Consider the following 18,341-nt stretch of genomic DNA (forward strand, 5'->3'; position numbering starts at 1 on the left):
GCGTTCCTTTTGCATGTCGGGATCCAGGTAGGCTGCCGGGAATCGGTCCTGTGCCTCCCCCCGGCATGGCTTAAGTCCACCGTACCCCCGGGGGCTGTGCTTGTGCGTGATTCCGCAGGGGTATTCAGGCATCCGCAGCCTTAAGGGGAAGAACCCCGGCACCACGCCATGAGGCGCGGTGCCGGGGTTCCGTGCTGCCTGGGAATCCCGGGGCGGAATTATGCCGCGGGGGCGATGAAGGCCAGTTCGAGGTTGATGGCGACCTTGTCGCTGACCAGGACGCCGCCGGTTTCCAGGACTGCGTTCCAGGTGAGGCCGAAGTCCTTGCGGCTGATGGTGGTCTCGGCGGAGACGCCGGCGCGGGTGTTGCCGAAGGGGTCCACGGCGACGCCATTGAACTCGGTCTCCAGGGTGACCGGGCGGGTGACGCCCTTGATGGTGAGGTCACCGGTGAGCTCGTAGCTGTTGCCCTTGGCCACCAGGCCGTTGGAGACGAAGGAGATCTCCGGGAACTTCTCCACGTCGAAGAAGTCCTCGCCCTTGACGTGGCCGTCGCGGTTGGCGTCGCCCGAGTCGAAGCTGGCGGCCTGGATGGTGGCGTTGATCCTGGAGTCGGCCACATCCTCGGCCAGGTCCAGGGTGGCGGCGGCTTCGGTGAACTGGCCGCGGACCTTGCTGATGCCGGCGTGCCGGACGGTGAAGCCGATCTCGCTGTGCGAGTTGTCGAGGGTCCAGGTGCCGGTGGTGACGTCTGCGGGAAGTGCCATGTTGTTGCTCCTTTGTGCTGTGCTTGCTGTCAATGGAATTGAAGCTTCATCTGTTGAAGCCTCAACTAACTGCTGCATCCAGTATAAACATGCATTTGCATGTTTTGTTCCCGGCTTCGGAACATTTCTTCAAAAACCTGAGTTCTACTGGACGTAGAAGATTTCGGATCGCACGCCATCTTTGAGAAACTGGTAAACATGCCTCAAGCCACTGTCCATCTGCTCCGCCACGGCGAGGTCCATAATCCCGACGGCGTTCTCTATGGACGGCTCCCGGATTTCCACCTTTCCGAGCTGGGGCAGGAGATGGCCCGCACGCTCGCTGAGCACTTCCGGCAGCGCGCCGAGCACGGTGCCCGCATCACCTATCTGGCAGCCTCACCGCTTGACCGTGCGCAGGAAACCGCGCGGCCGACGTCGGAAGCACTCCAGCTGCAGATCCACACTGACGAGCGCATCATCGAAGCCGAAAACTACTTCGAGGGCATGAAGGTCACCAAGGCCGAACTCCGGCGCCCCAGGCACTGGCCGCGGCTGGTCAACCCTCTGCGTCCGTCCTGGGGCGAACCGTACAAGCAGCAGGCGGCGCGCGTTGCCGCGGCGGTGCAGGATGCACGCCGCCAGGCCATTGAGCTGGCCGCCGGCGACTTCGGCGCCGAGGGGCCCGAGGCCATCCTGGTCAGCCACCAGCTGCCCATCTGGGCCACCCGGCTCAGCGCCGAGGGCAGGCCCCTCTGGCACGACCCCCGCAAGCGTGAGTGCACGCTGACATCCGTCACGTCGCTGGTGTTCGACGACGCTGGCGCGCTTCTGCGCGTCGAGTACACCGAACCGGCGGCGTCCCTTCTTCCCGGTGCCGCCAGCACCCCTGGAGCCTAGCAGTGAGCAACCACAACCTTCCTTCCCGCCGCAGCCTCCTGGCGGCGGGCGGCATGGCCCTGACCGCCCTGACCATGGGCCTGTCCGGCTGCGCCCAGGAGGATGCGCTGGCCAAGCAGGCCAAGGCGGGGGACAACAAGAACTACGTGGCCGGCGACGGCTCCGTCACCGAATTCGCCGCGGCCGACCGCAAGGAACCCGTGCAGGTCAAGGGCACGCTCTTCAGCGGCACCGCGGTCACGCCCGCCGATTTCCAGGGCAAGGTGACGGTCCTGAACTTCTGGTTCGCCGCCTGCGCCCCCTGCCGGGTGGAAGCACCCATCCTCGAGGAACTGCACCAGGAGTTCAAGGACCGGGGCGTCCAGTTCTTCGGCGTCAACCTCCGGGACGAGAAGCCTACGGCTGAGGCGTTCGAGAAAACCTTCAACCTGACCTATCCCAGCTTCGACGACAAGGACGGCGGCGTGCTGCTGTCCGTCTCCGGGCTGGTGCCGCCGGGCGCCGTACCCACCACGCTGGTCCTGGACAAGCAGGGCCGGGTGGCCTCCCGAGTCCTCGGCGAAATTGAAAAGGGCACTCTGAAGGCCCTCATCACCGCCGCTGTGGCCGAGTAGGGGACGGGCACGTGAACAGCCCCTTCGCCGAAGCCATCCTGAACGGATCCATCCTGCTTGCCATTCCCGTGGCCCTGCTGGCCGGACTGGTTTCCTTCCTGTCGCCGTGCGTGCTGCCCCTGGTCCCCGGATACCTCGGCTACGTCACGGGGCTCAGCGGCGTGGATCTGCAGAAGCAAAAGCGCGGCCGCATGCTGGCCGGGATCGGCCTGTTCGTCCTGGGTTTCTCGGTGATCTTCGTCCTTCTGGGCGGTGCGTTCGGGCAGCTGGGCACCCTGATCAGCGGCGGCCAGAATGCCTGGATCACCCAGCTCCTTGGGGTCCTGGTGATCATCATGGGCATTGTGTTCATGGGCGGCTTCAGCTGGCTGCAGCGCGACGCGAAAATCCACGCCAAGCCGCCGGCCGGGCTGTGGGGTGCGCCGCTGCTGGGCCTGACCTTCGGGCTGGGCTGGGCGCCGTGCATCGGCCCCACCTACTCCGCCGTCCAGCTGCTGAGCCTCTCGGGCGGTTCCTCCGCCGCCAAGGGCGCCTTCCTGGCGTTCGTCTACAGCCTGGGGCTGGGCATCCCGTTCCTGCTGATCGCGCTGGCGCTGCGCCGGGGCATGGGCGTCATGGCGTTCTTCCGCAAGCACCGCCTGGCCATCCAGCGGACCGGGGGCGCAATCCTGGTGGTGCTCGGGATCCTGATGGCCAGCGGAGTCTGGGGCGCCTGGGTGACCGGGCTGCAGTACTGGTTCCAAACCGACGTGAAGTTGCCGATCTGATGAGCGAGCGTGTGAAGGTAAAAAAGAAGCAATCCGCCCCTGCCGCAGAAGCGAAAACCAACGCCGCCCTGCCGGCCCTCGGCGCGAAGGGCATGCTGCGCTGGGCCTGGACCCAGCTGACCAGCATGCGCACCGCACTGTTCCTGCTGCTGCTGCTCGCCGTCGCGGCCGTCCCGGGCTCGCTGTTTCCGCAGCGCCCCGCCAACCCCGCCGTCGTCACGCAGTACATCAAGGACCATCCGGACTACGGCAAGCTGCTTGATTCGCTGCAGCTTTACGACGTCTATTCCTCCGCATGGTTCTCGGCAATCTACCTGCTGCTGTTCATCTCGCTGATCGGCTGCGTGGTGCCGCGCGCCATCGCCCACTACGGGGCCATGCGCTCCCAGCCGCCGCGTACGCCCCAGCGCCTCTCCCGGCTCCCCGAATACGGCACCATGGTGATTCCTTCCGACGCCGGGATCCCGGCGTCGGACGCCATCAACAGTGCCGCCGGAGTGCTGCGGAAACGTGGCTACCGGGTGGACGTCAGGGATACCGACGGCGCCCTTCCGTCCCTGGGTGCAGAACGCGGCTTCCTGAAGGAAGTGGGCAACCTGGTGTTCCACACTTCGCTTATTGGCGTACTGGTGTCCGTGGCCGCCGGCGGCCTGTTCGGGTACAGCGGGCAGCGCATCCTGGTGGAGGGCGATACGTTCGTGAACACCCTGGTGGGTTACGACCAGTTCAACCCCGGCACCAACTTCCAGCCCAGCCAGCTGCAGCCGTACTCGCTCCAGCTGGACAAGTTCAACATCACCTTCGACCGCGAATCCAGGGGCAAGTTCGGCCAGCCCATCGACTTCGCGGCCACGGTGACCACCAGGGAAAACCCGGATGCCCCAGCCAAGCAGGAGATCCTGAAGGTCAACGACCCCGTAACCCTGGGCGGCACCAGCATCTACCTCACGGGCAACGGCTACGCCCCGGTGGTGACTATCCGCGACGGCGCAGGCAACGTGGCCATGCAGGGGCCGGTGGTGGCAAAGCTGCAGGGCGACAACTACTACTCCTCCGTGGTGATCAAGGTCCCCGACGCCAAGCCCGACCAGCTCGGCTTCGCCGGGTTCTTCCTGCCCACAGCGTTCGTCACCGACGAAGGGGTTTCCTTCAGCGGCGACCCCGAGCTGTTCAACCCCCAGCTGTCCCTGAACTCCTACTACGGCGACCTGGGCCTGGACGCCGGTGCCCCGCAGAACGTCTTCGAACTGGACGTCAAGAAGCTCACCCCGCTGAACGCACGGAACCTCCCGACGAAGGGCATCACCCTGACCCCGGGCTCCACGTACACGTTGCCGGACGGCAAGGGCACCATCAGCTTCGACGGCGTGAAGCGCTACATCGGCGTGGACATCCACCACAACCCGGGCCAGGTGTCCGCCCTGGTGTTCGCACTCCTGGCAGTGGCCGGCCTGATCCTTTCGCTCTACGTCAACCGCAGGCGCGTCTGGGTGCGCACCGGCACCGCGGCCGATGGCCGCACGATGGTGGAATACGGCCTCCTGGCCCGCGGCGAGGACCACCGCCTGGCCGGTGAGGCCGCGGCCCTGCGCAAGCTGTTCTCCGGGGAATGGCAGCTCGCAGCTGAAGACACTGCAGCTGAACGCACGCCCCAATCCCAGCAAACTCCCAGCCCGGCGGGCGATAATGACGCCGCCGACAATGCTCCGGGCTCCGTCACCACCCCAGCAGGCCCCACCGGGCCCGAAAAGGACCAGTAATGCCATTTGGAATCAACGAAACCATGGGCCAGTACAGCGAGCTGTTCATGCTGCTGGCGGCAGGGACCTACACGGTGGCCTTTATCGCCTTCGCCTGGGACCTGGCCAAGAGCAGCAAGGCCCTGCGCGCGGTGGACCTTAAGGCGGCGCAGTCCGTATCCGCCGCCAAGGTGCCCGTAGCCGCCGGAGTGGCCGCGGACTCCGCGGGATCCCGCCTCGGTGGGCCCGCCGACCGGGCTGAACGGCCGACGTCGTCCACCAAGTCAGCGGCAAACGCCGCCGGGGGTGCCGCCACGGCAGACGGCGACATGAAATACGCTGCGGAGCGCCGGGTTCCGGCCCGTGTAGCCGTGGCACTGACCGTCCTGGGCGCCGTGATCCACGGCGCCGGTGTGGTGACGCGTGCACTCGGCGCCGGACGCGTGCCGTGGGGCAACATGTACGAGTTCCTGACCACCGGCGCATTCCTGGTGGCGGCCGTCTTCCTGCTCGCGCTCATCCGGCGCGACCTGCGCTTCCTGGGCACGTTCGTCGTCGGCCTGGTGATCATCATGCTGGTTGCCGCGTCGGTGGCCTTCTGGACCCCCGTGGGGCACCTGGTGCCCGCACTGCAGAGCTACTGGCTGGTCATCCACGTCTCCATTGCCGTGCTCTCATCCGCGCTGTTCACCCTGACGTTCGCGATGTCCGCCCTGCAGCTGGTGCAGTCCCACCGGCAGAAGACGGTAGCCGCCGGCGGCACGGACAAGCTCGGCTTCATGCGCCTGGTGCCGTCCGCGCTGAGCCTGGAAAACCTCTCTTACCGCATCAACGCCATCGCCTTCATCGGCTGGACCTTCACCTTGATGTTCGGCGCCATCTGGGCGGAAAAGGCCTGGGGCCGGTTCTGGGGCTGGGACACCAAGGAAGTGTGGACCTTTGTCATCTGGGTGGTCTACGCAGGCTACCTGCACGCGCGCGCCACCCGCGGCTGGACCGGAACACGCGCAGCGTGGCTCTCGATCGTGGGCTACTTGTGCGTGATTTTCAACTTCACCATCGTGAACACGTTCTTCAACGGGCTCCACTCCTACTCAGGCCTCTAAACGCGGCATTTCAGGCCCTTCAGGCGGTGATTCCACGCGCCCCTGCTGCGGACCTTCGCAGTACCGGCCGGTAGCGGCCACAAATCACCATTCGATGTAGCAAATAGGGGTGTTGCCCGTACTTCGGTAATGCTACGTTGGTGGGGTTCCCCTGTGATGAAGCTTGCAGGCGAAACACCAGCCTTTTCCGAGGTACCCATGAGCTACGTTCTCGCCGTCGATGTCGGGACCAGTTTCACGGCGGCCGCCGTAGTGCGTTTCAACCAGGGAGCTTCACCTGTTCCGGAGTGCCTGCCCCTTGGCCTCCGGGGTACCTCTGTGCCTTCGGTGGTGTACTACCCCGAGGAAGGCCCCGTCCTAGTGGGCGAGGCGGCCGAGCGCCGCGGGCTGGACTCCCCGGCACGCGTGGTCCGCGAATTCAAGCGCCGGATCGGCGACGACGTTCCATTCTCCCTGGGCCTGTTGTCCGTGCGCCCGGAGGACGTGTTCGCCACCATGGCCCGCTGGGTCTGCGACCGCGCCGCCGAACGTGAGGGCGAACCGGCGTCGGCGGTCTTCCTCACCCACCCCGCGGCCTGGCGGACCCACCGGCTCTCGGTCATCCGGGACGCCCTCGCCGCCCAGGACCTGGCAGATGTCACGCTGCTTTCCGAACCTGAGGCTGCCGCATTGCACTACGCCTCGCAGGTGCGCGTCGAGGAGGGCAGCACCATTGCCGTGTACGACCTCGGCGGTGGCACGTTCGACACCGCGGTGCTGCGGAAATCCGGCAGCAGCCGCTTCGAACTGGTGGGACGGCCCGACGGCATCGAAGACCTTGGCGGCGCAGACTTCGACGCCGCCGTCTTCCGTTACGTCGCCGGCCACACGGGTGACGTCCTGGCCCGCCTCGATCCCAAGGACCCCACCGTGCTGCCGGCGCTCACCAGGCTGCGGCGCGAGTGCGTGGAAGCGAAGGAGGCCCTCTCTGCGGACAGCGAGGCCAGCATCCAGGTGCTGCTTCCCGGAATCCAGCAACAGGTCCGCCTGGTCCGGGCCGACTTTGAGGCGCTCATCGAGGAACCGATCCGCGAGACGGTGGATGCGCTGGAACAATCGCTGTCCCAGCTGCACCTGGAACCCGCAGACCTCTCCGCAGTGCTGCTGATCGGCGGGTCCTCGCGCATCCCGCTGGTGGCGCAGCTGGTGTCGGAACAGCTGGACCGGCCCATCGCCGTCGACGCGGACCCCAAATCCTCGATCTGCCTCGGGGCGGCGGTGGCCGCCCTGCTGGAGCACCAGGCGGCGGCCCATGCCCTGGCGTCTGCGGCGGAGCCTGGAGCAACCGGGGAAGCCGCCCAGTCCGGCGTCGGACCTTCCGATCTCTCCGGAGCACCCAGGATCCCGCGGCGGCCCGGCTGGCAACATGGGACTGCGGTGCCAGCGGGACTCCCGGCCGGCCTTGGCGCCCTTTCCGGTGCCCGCAGGCAGCGGGGTGCCCACGCGCCGACGCCCACGGTCCGGCTGACAGCTGTCGCCGCTGCGGCGGCCCTCCTGACGGTCCTCACCGCCACGGCGGCGCAGAGCCCCGACGGCTTTGGCAACCTCACAGCGGTGTTTGTGCCACAGGCCGGTGCCAGCACCACGGGAGGCTCTGCCGGATCCGACGGCGGGGCCACCCCTGAGTCCACTGCGGCCGGTACTCCGGGGGGAGCCACCGGGCCCGGCACCCTGGCGGCGGTCCCGGCGCCCATGCCGCTCGCAGGCATCGAGGCCAGCGCCAGCAGGAAAGGCACCGATGCCCAGGCTGGCATCGACGCGTCCGTCCCGGGCACCGGGGCGGTGGCCGCAGGCACCGGAGCGGACGGCACCACGGACGGTGCTGCATCTGGTGGGGCCGGGGGAGCTGGAACCGGCATAGTCTTGGACGCCGCCCCCGGGCCGGTCAGCACGGACACCGGAACGCCCGCGGGAACCCCGGAAACCGGCACGCCAGGGCCCACGCCGACCGACCCCGGGACCATCGACCCCGGATCGACAGGCTCCGGCACACCGGAACCGACCCCGGGTGAGACGACCGGCACGGACACTCCCTCACCGGACCCGTCCGCCACAAGCGATGCGCCGGCCACGGATCCGGCTTCAGCCGATCCGGCCGCCACGGACCCTGCGACATCCACGGACCCGGCCACATCCACGGAGCTTGCCCCCGAGCCGATGAGCGGCCCCACGGCGACGCCCACCCCGGATCCCTACGCCGGGGCAACATCAACCGTTACCGCCAGCGAAACGGCCTTGACCACGCTTCCGGCGGCCTGACATGGACGGCCATTTCCAGCAGTCGCAGCAGGCGGCGTCCCCGAAACCTGATCTGGACGGGCACAGCGAACTGGGCCGGCGCAGCGAACTGGACCGGCGTAGTGAACTGGACCGCCAGGGGCAGCCGCCCCACACGGCCGAGCTGATGTCCCAGCAGTTAAAGGGGGCCAACGCTGCCGTGCGGGAGCTGCTGCTCGCCCTCTCAGTCGGGTTCGCCCTGCCCGGGCCCTTGCCGGCGGACCTGCAGAACAGGATCAGCAACGGCGCCGTGGAAAGCCTGGACGAACTGGTGGAACGCGCCGAGGCCTCCGGGCTCCTGCGGCCCGATGGCACTGTGGTGGGCACCGTACAGCATGCACTGCTCGCCGTGACCCCCATCGCCAAGAAACATGCACTCGAGCGCGAGCTTGTTACCGTCTTCGCCTCGACCGGCCAGCCGCTGGGCGCCCTCGCCCGCGACCTCGCCAGGGGCGGCCTCGCCGATCCCCGCGTCGCCGCCGAGCTTGAGGAAGCGGCGGACGCGGCGCTGGAGCACGACCCCGCACTGGCAGTCCAGCTCTACGACGAGGCACTGCTGGCCGGTGCCGATCCCATACGCACCGCAGCGCGGCGGGCGCAGGCCGCGGCCGGTGACGGCGACCTGGATGCGGCCGCCCGGATCATCGACAGCCTCCTGGTCCGCGCCGACCCGCCGGACCTGCGCCGCGGCGCGGACGTGGCCGCGTCGGTCTGGGCGCAGCGCGGCATGCTGGCACGTGCAGCGGAGGTCTACAGCTGGCTGGGCGCCGAACGGATCGGATCATCCGCACCCCTCGGCGTCGTCGCCCTTGCCGGTTCCGGCGACCGGCAGGGTGCGGAAGCGTTCTTCCGGCCGGACGCGCCGCCCCTTTCGCCCACGCTCCTGGCCGCTGCCCTGGCGCAGACCGGGCGGGGCGTCCTGGCCTCGCTGGGGGATCATCCCCAGCAGGGTATTCCGGTCCTGATCCATGCGTCGGACATGCTGAACTCTGCGGCGGTGGCGCTGCCGCTGGCCGAAACTCCAGCCGCCCTGGCAGCCCTGCTCGCCATGCACAGTGGTGAGCCGCACCTGGCGGAATCGGTCTGCCATGCGGCGGTCACGGCCAACCAGGGAGGCAACGCAGCCCAACCCCGGCTCCTCCTGCTGCAGGGCTGGGCAGCCATGATGCAGGACAAGCTGGAGGACGCCCGGCTCGCAGCCACCGAGGCGTCCAAGGCAAACCACTGGCCACTGGTCCCCAGGGACGAAATCCTGTGTGCCGCCCTGGAAGTCGGTCTTGCCCGCAGGAACGGGGACGTCCCGGAGCTCCTCAGGTCCTGGGAGCGGGCGCGGGAAGCGATGCTGCACACGTCCGTTGACCTGTACGCCCTGCTGCCCTGGGGCGAACTGATGATCGCCGCTGCCCGATTGCGTGAAGGCCGCCGCGTGGCGCATCACATGGAAGAGGCCTGGCGGCTGCTGGGCCGGCTGGGCGATCCACTGCTGTGGTCCGTGCCGCTGCACTGGGCCGCCGTCCAGGCCGCACTCCTGGGCGAAAGCCCCGCAGAGCTCGCCCCGCATGCCGCGGCGCTGGCGAGGGCTTCGGTGCACAGCCATCTCGCCGCGGTCTTTACCGCCGCCGGCAAGGCCTGGGTTTCTGTGCTCGCCGGACGGCTCCGGCCGGCAGACGTGGAAGCGGCAGCGCGGGGGCTCGCGGCCGTTGGCATGCCGTGGGAAGGGGCCCGGCTTGCTGGCCACGCCGCCGCCCGGGCCGATGAGCGCAGGGACATGATGCGCCTGCTTTCCTGCGCCCGGGAGCTCCACCCGCAAGGCACCCCCGCAACTGGCGGGTCCCGCGCGGCTGCGGCCCGGGGGAGCGCCGCAGGGGATGGCAGTGGCAACGGGGTTCAGCAGGATGCCTCGGGATTGAGCGAACGGGAGAAGGAAGTGGCCAGGCTGGTCCTCGAGGGAAAGACCTACCGGGAGATCGGTGAGGCCATCTACATCTCGCCCCGGACAGCGGAGCACCACATCGCACGCATCCGCCGCCGCCTCGGTGCCGAGAACCGGTCCGACCTGCTTGCGCGGCTGCGCCTCGCCCTCGGGCCGGACCACCACCAGCAGGAATGAACCCCTAATGCCCCTATCGGCAGGAGGCTGCGCGCCCCGGAAGTGCACCAACGGGTAAGGGGGAAGGACCCGATGCCCGTGCCCGGCGGCAAACCTAGGTTTGAAGCAACCAGGTAACGACGCCGGACGTCGCCAACGAGAAGATGTGAGGACCACGCACATGGCAACACTCGCAAACGACCTTGTCCAGTTCCTGATGCACCTTTTCGGCAACCCGCAGGCAACCCTGGAATTCCTGGAGAACCCGGAGCGGGCGCTCGCGGACCACGGCCTGGGCAACGTCGGCTCGGCCGATGTTGACGCTGCAATGCCAGTCGTCCTCGATTACGCACCCATCACCGTCAACGCCTCCTTCGACAGGGATGACCACTCAGGCAGCAACGGCGCCGGCACGGCGCACACCGGCTGGAGCGTCTCCCCCGCCGCCGGCGGGCACCAGGGGCACGACGACCACGCCTACGCGGTCCAGCAGTTGCACCATGTGGTGAACCACTACTCCTACACCGCCAGCACCGCGATAGTGGGCGACAGGGTTACCATCACCGACCAGTCCGTGAGCCAGAACATCTGGGCCGACGGTGACGTGGAACAGTGGTTCGACAACGACGCCGTCGTGGCATCCGGCGACCAGGCGGTCGCCGCCGGCGGCCATGCGGACGTCCGGGACTCCAACAACATCAGGGACGCCTACAACACGGACGGCTCCAGCGACAATTCCACGGACAACTCGCTCTACGCCGGCGCCAGCATCAGCATCGGCAATGAAGAGACCAGCGTCGAGGACTCCTTCAACACCGACGTTGCCTTCGACATGGATGATTCCTTCAACGACGATTCCGACCACTCCGATACCTGGGACAACTCCGACCACTCCCTCAGCACGAACGTGGCGGACTCTTTCAACCAGGACGACTCCTTCAACGAGGACAACTCCACCGATACGGCCGTGGACGTCACCATGGCGGACTCCTTCCAAGACAATTCGGACACCAGCATCGTGGAGGACAACGGGGTGGCCGCCGACAACCAGCCCGACTTCACGGAGGACAACTCCAGCCAGACCGACGTGGAGGTGGACCACCAGGCCAGCATCGACGATTCGGTGATTGACGACTCCCCTGCGCTGTAACACGCTTGTTCCGGGAATGTGCTTGTTCCGCAAGGAACACAGCCCGGCAGGAGAGGAGAGTCTGTGGCAGAAGCAGGACCTGCAAGGCCGCCGGCCCCGGCGTTGGCGGGACAACTGGTGCGGCTGGTGGAGCAAGGCCTCCAGCTGGTGGGAACCGGTGACCGGGCCGACCTCCGCAAACGCCTGGACCAGGCCATGGCCCGGCTGCAGGATCCCAGCATCAGGGTGATCGTGGTGGGGGAGTTCAAGCAGGGCAAGAGCAAGCTCATCAATGCCCTGGTCAACGCCCCGGTATGCCCCGTGGATGACGACGTCGCCACCTCCACTCCCACGATTGTCCGCTATGGCGAGCCGGCGTCCGCCGCGATCCTGGTCCCCGCTGCCGACAGCGCCGGCGGGGAGGGCAACGGCCTGGAGCGCCAGCCGATCGACCTGGCAGACCTCCCCGAGTTCGTTTCCGAACAGGGCAATCCGGGTAACCGCAGGAAACTGGCGGCGGCAGAGGTCTGCCTGCCCCGCAAACTGCTGACCGGCGGCCTGACCATTATCGACACGCCCGGCGTGGGCGGCATGGGCTCCACGCACACCTTGACCACCCTCACGGCACTTCCCACCGCAGATGCCATGCTCCTGGTCTCTGACGCCTCGCAGGAATACACCGAGCCAGAAATGCGGTTCCTCCGCCAGGCCATGCGCATCACCCCCAGCGTCGCCGCCGTGCTCTCGAAGACGGACCTCTACCCGGACTGGCGCCAGGTGGAAGAACTGGACCGGGAGCACCTGCACAACGTGGCCCCGGACATTCCGCTGTTTCCGCTGTCCGCCGATCTCCGCCTCGAGGCCTCGCGGCTGCAGGACGCCGAGCTCAACACCGAGTCGGGCTTTCCCGCCCTGGTAACCCACCTCCGGAACGACATCGTAGGAAACGCGCAGCGGCTCCAGCGCCGTTCCGTCAGCCAGGACCTGCTGTCCGTCACCGGCAACCTGCGGCTGTCCCTGCAGTCCGAGCTCGAGGCGCTGGAAAAGCCCGAACAGACGCCGCACATGGTGGCCGCCCTGGAACACGCCAAGGCTGAGGCCGATGAACTCCGTAAACGGTCCGCGCGGTGGCAGCTCACGCTCAGCGACGGCATCAACGACCTCATCGCCGACATGGAATACGACCTCCGGGACCGCCTCCGCCGGATCCAGCGGGACGCCGAATCGGCCATCGACCAAGGGGATCCCGGGCCGGTCTGGCCGCAGTTTTCGCAGTGGCTGGAGGAATCCGTGGCGGCCGCAATCTCCGATACCTTTGTGTGGACCAGCGAGCGGTCCCAGTGGCTGGCCACCCAGGTGGCCGAACACTTCGCCGCTGACGAGGTGTCGCTGCCGGTGCTGCATGTCTCCGACTCCGGCGACGCCCTGGACCCGGTGGATGGAATGCCCGGGCTGGATCCCGGGCGCGTGAACCCCGTGCAGAAGGTCCTGATCGGGATGCGCGGCTCCTACGGCGGCATCCTGATGTTCGGTCTCCTGACGGGCATTTTCGGCATGGCCCTGATCAACCCCCTGTCCGTCGGTGCCGGGTTGCTGCTGGGCCGCAAGGCCTACCGGGAGGACAAGGAAGTTCGGCTGAAACGCCGCCAGAACGAAGCCAAGGCTCTGGTGCGGCGCCAGCTTGACGACGTGACCTTCCAGGTGGGAAAGCAACTAAAGGACCGGCTGCGGTTGGTGCAGCGGACCATCCGTGACCACTTCACGGGGATTGCGGACGAGTACCACCGGTCACTGGCGGACTCGGTCGCCGCAGCGCAGAAGGCGGCCAACTCCTACGCGCGGGAAAAGGAGGGGCGGATCCGGGAGATCAGGGCAGAACTGCAGAAGGTCGATGCCCTTCACCGGGCGGCGGAAGCGGTGGCCGCCGGCGTGGCGGTGGGGGCGCCCTCGGCAGCGGGGGTGGCATGACGGCGTCCCCCACGGCCCGCGCCGCAGCCTTGCTCCAGGAGGCGCTGGACGCCTACTGTGATGAGCCCGCGGCCGTCGAGGAACTGGAACGATACCGGCGGCGGCTTGCCGAACCCCTGCGCGTCGCCATCGCCGGGATGGTCAAGGCGGGCAAATCCACGCTCCTGAATGCCATCGTGGGCGAAGAGATCGCCCCCACCGACACAGGGGAATGCACCAGGATCGTCACGTGGTACCGGCACGGACACACACCCCGGATCACCTTGTACCCAAAGTCGGGGGAACCCAGGACCCTGCCGCTGAAGCGGGCCAACGGCCGCCTGGTCTTCGTCCTGGACGGTGCGCGGGCCGAGGACGTGGACCGGCTCGACGTCGAGTGGCCGTCCCCGGCCCTGCTCAGCATGACCCTCATCGACACCCCCGGGATCGCCTCCCTGTCCCAGGATGTGTCTGCGAGGTCCACGCAGTTCCTGGCCCCGGAGGATGCGCCGTCGGAAGCCGACGCCGTCATCTACCTGATGCGGCACCTGCACGCCTCCGATCTGCGGTTCCTGGAGTCGTTCCACGACGACGGGGCGGGCCGCCCCGGCACGGTCAACGCCATCGCGGTGCTTTCCCGCGCCGATGAAGTGGGTGCAGGGCGCATAGATTCACTCATCTCGGCAGCGGTCATCGCCGACAGGTACAGCCGTGACAACAGCCTGCGGAAGCTGGCGCTGGGGGTGGTTCCGGTGGCCGGGCTCCTGGCCCAGAGCGCACGGACCCTGCGCCAGGCCGACTTCGACTCCCTGCAGGTGCTCGCGGGAATGGACCGTGAAGCCCGCGAGCGGATGATGCTCTCCGCCGACAGGTTCCGCCGGTCGACGGACCCGGAGGGACTGACCGTGGAGGCCAAAACGTCCCTGCTGGAGCGCTACGGGCTTTTCGGGATCCGCCTGGCAGCGGTCCTGATCCGCAACGGCTTCCCGGACCCCACCCCGCTGGCGCATGAGCTGGCCCGCCGCAGCGGGCTGGATGCGCTGCTGGAGCTGCTGGACCGCCAGTTCCAGGCAAGGGCGGAGGCCTTGAAAGCGCGGACTGCGGTGGCGGCAGTGGAGAACCTCCTGCACACGCGTCCCAGGCAGGGGACCGAGGCCCTCGCTGCGGCGCTTGAACGGTTGCAGGCCAGCGCCCACGAGTTCCGCGAACTTCGGTTGCTGGCGGACCTGCGGAGCACCGCGGTGGAGATTTCCCCGGAGCTGGCAGCCGAGGCGGAGCGGCTCATCGGCGGCCAGGGCGCGGCAGTGTCCCTCCGGTTGGGACTTGCCCCGGACGCCGGCGCCGCGGAACTGGCAGCCGAGGCCCGGTCCTGCCTTGCCCGCTGGCGGGAGCTGGCCGGCAACCCGCTGACCGCCCGTTCGGCGCTGGAAACATGCCGGGTGGTGATCCGCAGCTGCGAGGGCATGCTGGCGGAGCTGTCCGGCGCCAAGGTGGCCTAAAGCCTGGGCGGCGTGAGCCAGGCGCCGGCCGAGGGCAGGAACAGGAGCACCAGGCCCACACACGCCAGGACCAGCGCACCTGCCCACAGCAGCACCACATGGCCGCCGGCCTCGCCCTCCGGCAGCAGGAAGGAAGACGCCACCAGCAGGACCAGCGCATGGCCCGCCAGCAGTGGGACCAGCGCCCAGCGGGCCCGCCTCCGGCGGCCCATCACCAGGGCCAACACCGCGGCTTCGAGAAGGATGAACAGCAGCAGGCCAGCAATGCTTCCCCAGAAGACCGTGTCCGCGGCGGCACCCACGGCGCCGGCGCTGCTGCCCGGGGCCATGTCCTCCACCACGCCGTGCAGCCGCCGGAGGTGGGAGTCGCGGGTCAGGAAAGAGCCGGCGAGTACGGCAAGCCCGGCCACGAAGCTGGCCAGCCACAGCCTCCGGGCGGCGCGGACAGCGCGCGGAGGTGCCGGGACCGCCGGTATGGGCGGCGGGGCTGAGTAGGAGGGGCCGGGCCGCGGCGGAGGAGCGGGCGCGCGCCGCTCTTCTCCGCCGGGTTGGAACGCCATGTGGCTTATTTCAGTCCGTCGGTATCGTGTTCGTCGGTCCCCCGCTGGCCCTTGCCGTTGTTCTCCCGGGCCTTGGCATCCAGTTCGTCCTTGAGCTTCCTCAGGCGCTCGGCCTCGGCCTGGTTGCGGCGGCGGGCTTCGAGGTTGCGCAGGAAGTCCGGGTCGTCGTCCGGAGCGGTGGGGTGCGGAAATGCCTGCGGCTGGGGACGGGTGCCCCGTGGCCTGCCGATCAGCAGCCACAAGATTGCGCCCAGGACGGGAAGGATGATCATCACGATGATCCAGGCGGGTTTGGAAATTCCCCGGGTGAGCCGGCCCTCGGTGCGGATCACGTCCACCAGGCCATACACAAAGATGACGAGGACTGCCACGGCCAAAGCCACACGGAAGAGCATGCCATTAAGTCTATCGTCAGGACGGGCAGGGGCCGCCGGCGGGGGCCGCTAAACTTGGATAGTGGCCTTTTTGAAATATTCCTTGATCCGGCTGGCGCTCTTTGTGCCCCTGTTCGTGCTGTTTGCACTCCTCCAGCTTGGGGTGCTGATGTCCGTGATCTGCGCCGCGCTGATTGCCTTTGCCATCAGCTACCTGTTTTTCCAGAAGCAGCGGGACGCCGCCACGGCCGCCCTGCAGCACCGTTTTTCCGGCAAGGCCAAGCCGCTGCGTTCAGCGGGCGAGATCCAGGACGCCAACGCCGAGGACGCCCTGCTCGACGCCAACCCGGACATCGCCATCAACAACGCCAAGGGCGAGAAGAACTAGAACCCGTGGTTGAGCACCAGGCCCAGTGAGAACAGCAGGCTGTAGCCGAGGTTGATCAGGCCGGTCTGCTTCAGCACCGGGATGAGGCTCTTGCGTTTGCGGCCGTTGATCATCAGCCAGGCAGGCATCAGGCACGCCGGGATGAGCAGCAGCACGATCAGGATCCACGGCCGGCCGGGGGCCAGGACCACCACCAGCAGGATGGCGACGGCGAGCATCAGGACGTAGCTTTCGCGTGCGTGCTTGTCGCCCAGCCGCACGGCCAGGGTCTTCTTGCCGGCCTGCATGTCCGTGGGGATGTCCCGGACGTTGTTGGCCATCAGCAGCGCCGTGGCAATCAGCCCCGTGCCGATGGCGCCAATCACCGCGGACAGGTTGATCTGCCCGGCCTGGGTGTAGGTGGTGCCGAGCGTGGCCACCAGGCCGAAGAACACGAACACGAAAAGGTCGCCCAGGCCCATGTAGCCGTACGGATTCTTACCGCCCGTGTAGCCCCAGGCCGCCATGACGCAGCCGAGCCCCACCAGGATCAGCCACCATGCCTGGGTGAGGAGCACCAGGACCAGGCCGAACACCATGGCAAGCGCGAACGTGCCGAGGGCCGCCCACTTGACGTGCTCCGGCTTGGCCGCTCCAGAGCCCACCAGCCGCAGCGGACCCACCCGGTCGTCGTCGGTGCCGCGGATGCCGTCGGAGTAGTCGTTCGCGAAATTCACGCCCACCTGGAGCAGCAGCGCCACCAGCGCCGCGAGGATTGCGTTGGGCAGAAGGAACGAGTCCATCTCGTAGGCTGCGGCAGAGCCGATCAGCACCGGCGCGATCGCTGCGGGCAGCGTCCTGAGCCGGGCGCCTTGGATCCATTGGGTGGCTGTGGCCACGGTTAGTACCTCATGTTGTTTCGGTAGGACGGCAGGATGGAACGGGCGCACCCGCCGCGGGGGTGCAGGTCCACTTTACTTTCCTTCGTGCAGGGCACTGAGTTCGGCGGTCATGGCCAGCCGGTCCGGCTTGCCGTTGGGCAACATCCGGAGGGCGGGCGCGGCGAGGACGGTTTTGGGCGCCAGGACCCCCAGCGTGCCGCGCCATTGCTGCTGGAGGACGACGGCGGTGTCCCCGGCTTTGTCCGGCCCCGGCGCATCCTGTGCAGCAGCGCCGTCCCCGGCCAGTGCGACGTACGCCGCCACCGCCTGGCCCCATTCCGCGGAAGGGACGCCTGCCACGAAAGCTGCGCTGACGGCGTCGGACTTTTCCAGCTCTTCCTGAACCTGGGCGGCGGACACCTTGACGCCGCCGGTGATGATCACGTCGTCGGCCCGGCCCAGCACGGTGAGCCGGCCGTCGTCGTCGATCCTGCCAAGGTCGCTGGTGCGGAACCAGCGCACGCCGTCCTCCTCGAAGAAGGTCCCGGTTTCCTCATCCGGCGCTTCGATGTAGCCGGCGGCGACGGTGTCGCCGCCCAGCAGGATCCTGCCCTCCCCATCCACCCGGACGGACACGCCTTCCAGCGGGTAGCCGTCGTACACGCAGCCGCCCGAGGTTTCCGCCGACCCGTACGTGGTGACCACCCGGACGCCGGCTTCGCGGGCAGCCGCCAGCAGGGATGCCGGCGCCGGGGCCCCACCCAGCAGGATGGCGTTGAACCTGCGCAGCACCGCGAGGGTGTCCGGCGACGGGTCGTCGAGGAGCCGCTGCAGCTGGGTGGGCACCAGGGAGGTGAAGCGGATCTTGTCCGTCAGTTCCAGGGCGGCGGCGGTGAAGGCCTCCGGCGTAAAGCCGCCGGACATGTCCATGACCCAGGGGCGGGTGCCGGCGAACAGGGACCGCACCAGCACCTGGATGCCGGCGACGAACTGCACGGGCAGCGCCAGGAGCCATTGGCCCTCGCCCTTGAGCCGCAGCGCGGTGGCCATGGAGGATGCCGCCAGCGATTCCACCGTCAACAACGTTGCCTTGGGCGTGCCGGTGGAGCCGGAGGTGCGGACCACTGCCACGGCGTCGTCGCACCCGGGGGTCTCCACGTGCCCCACGACGAGGCTGCCGTCGGGGCCAACGGACAGTTCGACGGCGGGGCCCTCGCCGTGAAGCGCGGCCGCCAGGGCTTTCAGGGCAGGCTCGATGTTGAGGGGACCGCCCGGGCCCTGGTCGGGGGAAGTTTCGCTGTTCATAT

At 68.1% G+C, this 18,341-nt stretch carries 16 protein-coding genes; 11 read left to right on the top strand and 5 right to left on the bottom strand.

From position 1 onward, the window contains the following. Positions 1 to 218 precede the first annotated feature (218 nt). A complete protein-coding gene (locus AC2JAJ_RS11630; protein ID WP_486415767.1) occupies positions 219 to 767 on the bottom strand; it encodes a YceI family protein in 549 nt (182 codons plus the stop codon). Between the two features lie 198 nt (positions 768 to 965). Here AC2JAJ_RS11630 and AC2JAJ_RS11635 point away from each other — a divergent pair, with 198 nt between their 5' ends. The 10 genes from AC2JAJ_RS11635 to AC2JAJ_RS11680 all read left to right on the top strand — a co-directional run bounded on the left by AC2JAJ_RS11635 (position 966) and on the right by AC2JAJ_RS11680 (position 14,852). Continuing rightward, positions 966 to 1,646 (top strand): histidine phosphatase family protein, encoded by a 681-nt coding sequence (locus AC2JAJ_RS11635; protein ID WP_486415766.1) that lies wholly within the window; start codon positions 966 to 968, stop codon positions 1,644 to 1,646. 53 nt (positions 1,647 to 1,699) lie between these two features. Then, complete coding sequence (locus AC2JAJ_RS11640; protein ID WP_486416699.1) at positions 1,700 to 2,260, top strand: TlpA family protein disulfide reductase; 561 nt, start codon at positions 1,700 to 1,702, stop codon at positions 2,258 to 2,260. 11 nt (positions 2,261 to 2,271) lie between these two features. After that, complete coding sequence (locus tag AC2JAJ_RS11645; RefSeq protein WP_473696169.1) at positions 2,272 to 3,027, top strand: cytochrome c biogenesis CcdA family protein; 756 nt, start codon at positions 2,272 to 2,274, stop codon at positions 3,025 to 3,027. Next, positions 3,027 to 4,787: a cytochrome c biogenesis protein ResB gene (gene resB / locus AC2JAJ_RS11650; protein ID WP_486415765.1), complete on the top strand. Its 1,761-nt coding sequence runs from the start codon at positions 3,027 to 3,029 to the stop codon at positions 4,785 to 4,787. Before AC2JAJ_RS11645 ends, resB begins: the two co-directional genes overlap by 1 nt. Beyond that, positions 4,787 to 5,872: a c-type cytochrome biogenesis protein CcsB gene (gene ccsB, locus AC2JAJ_RS11655; protein ID WP_473696173.1), complete on the top strand. Its 1,086-nt coding sequence runs from the start codon at positions 4,787 to 4,789 to the stop codon at positions 5,870 to 5,872. The genes resB and ccsB overlap by 1 nt, the downstream gene beginning before the upstream one ends. 198 nt (positions 5,873 to 6,070) lie before the next feature. After that, the gene (locus tag AC2JAJ_RS11660; RefSeq protein ID WP_486415764.1) at positions 6,071 to 8,170 is read left to right on the top strand and encodes an Hsp70 family protein; all 2,100 of its coding nucleotides are present in this window, start codon (positions 6,071 to 6,073) and stop codon (positions 8,168 to 8,170) included. 1 nt (position 8,171) lies between these two features. Next, a complete protein-coding gene (locus AC2JAJ_RS11665; RefSeq protein ID WP_486415763.1) occupies positions 8,172 to 10,298 on the top strand; it encodes a LuxR C-terminal-related transcriptional regulator in 2,127 nt (708 codons plus the stop codon). 160 nt (positions 10,299 to 10,458) lie between these two features. Then, positions 10,459 to 11,427: an IniB N-terminal domain-containing protein gene (locus AC2JAJ_RS11670; RefSeq protein ID WP_486415762.1), complete on the top strand. Its 969-nt coding sequence runs from the start codon at positions 10,459 to 10,461 to the stop codon at positions 11,425 to 11,427. A gap of 63 nt (positions 11,428 to 11,490) precedes the next feature. Then, positions 11,491 to 13,374: a dynamin family protein gene (locus AC2JAJ_RS11675; RefSeq protein WP_486415761.1), complete on the top strand. Its 1,884-nt coding sequence runs from the start codon at positions 11,491 to 11,493 to the stop codon at positions 13,372 to 13,374. Beyond that, positions 13,371 to 14,852 (top strand): dynamin family protein, encoded by a 1,482-nt coding sequence (locus AC2JAJ_RS11680; RefSeq protein WP_486415760.1) that lies wholly within the window; start codon positions 13,371 to 13,373, stop codon positions 14,850 to 14,852. Before AC2JAJ_RS11675 ends, AC2JAJ_RS11680 begins: the two co-directional genes overlap by 4 nt. Here the strand turns inward: AC2JAJ_RS11680 and AC2JAJ_RS11685 are convergent. Both AC2JAJ_RS11685 and AC2JAJ_RS11690 read right to left on the bottom strand, forming a co-directional pair. Next, positions 14,849 to 15,412, bottom strand: coding sequence for a hypothetical protein (locus AC2JAJ_RS11685; RefSeq protein ID WP_486415759.1), 564 nt, complete (start codon positions 15,410 to 15,412; stop codon positions 14,849 to 14,851). The two genes, AC2JAJ_RS11680 and AC2JAJ_RS11685, sit on opposite strands and share 4 nt — an antisense overlap. 5 nt (positions 15,413 to 15,417) lie before the next feature. Continuing rightward, a complete protein-coding gene (locus AC2JAJ_RS11690) occupies positions 15,418 to 15,807 on the bottom strand; it encodes a PLD nuclease N-terminal domain-containing protein (protein WP_473696185.1) in 390 nt (129 codons plus the stop codon). Between the two features lie 61 nt (positions 15,808 to 15,868). Here AC2JAJ_RS11690 and AC2JAJ_RS11695 point away from each other — a divergent pair, with 61 nt between their 5' ends. After that, a complete protein-coding gene (locus AC2JAJ_RS11695) occupies positions 15,869 to 16,174 on the top strand; it encodes a DUF4229 domain-containing protein (protein ID WP_221386124.1) in 306 nt (101 codons plus the stop codon). Here AC2JAJ_RS11695 and AC2JAJ_RS11700 read toward each other — a convergent pair. Together AC2JAJ_RS11700 and AC2JAJ_RS11705 are read right to left on the bottom strand one after the other, a co-directional pair. Beyond that, positions 16,171 to 17,052 carry a 1,4-dihydroxy-2-naphthoate polyprenyltransferase gene (locus AC2JAJ_RS11700; RefSeq protein WP_221386125.1) on the bottom strand — a complete coding sequence of 294 codons (882 nt, stop codon included), beginning with the start codon at positions 17,050 to 17,052 and terminating at the stop codon, positions 16,171 to 16,173. The two genes, AC2JAJ_RS11695 and AC2JAJ_RS11700, sit on opposite strands and share 4 nt — an antisense overlap. Before the next feature lie 75 nt (positions 17,053 to 17,127). After that, entirely contained in the window at positions 17,128 to 18,339 is a 1,212-nt protein-coding gene (locus AC2JAJ_RS11705; protein WP_486415758.1) for an AMP-binding protein, read from the bottom strand. Between the last annotated feature and the right edge of the window lie 2 nt (positions 18,340 to 18,341).

Source organism: Arthrobacter sp. MOO21 (assembly GCF_057369995.2).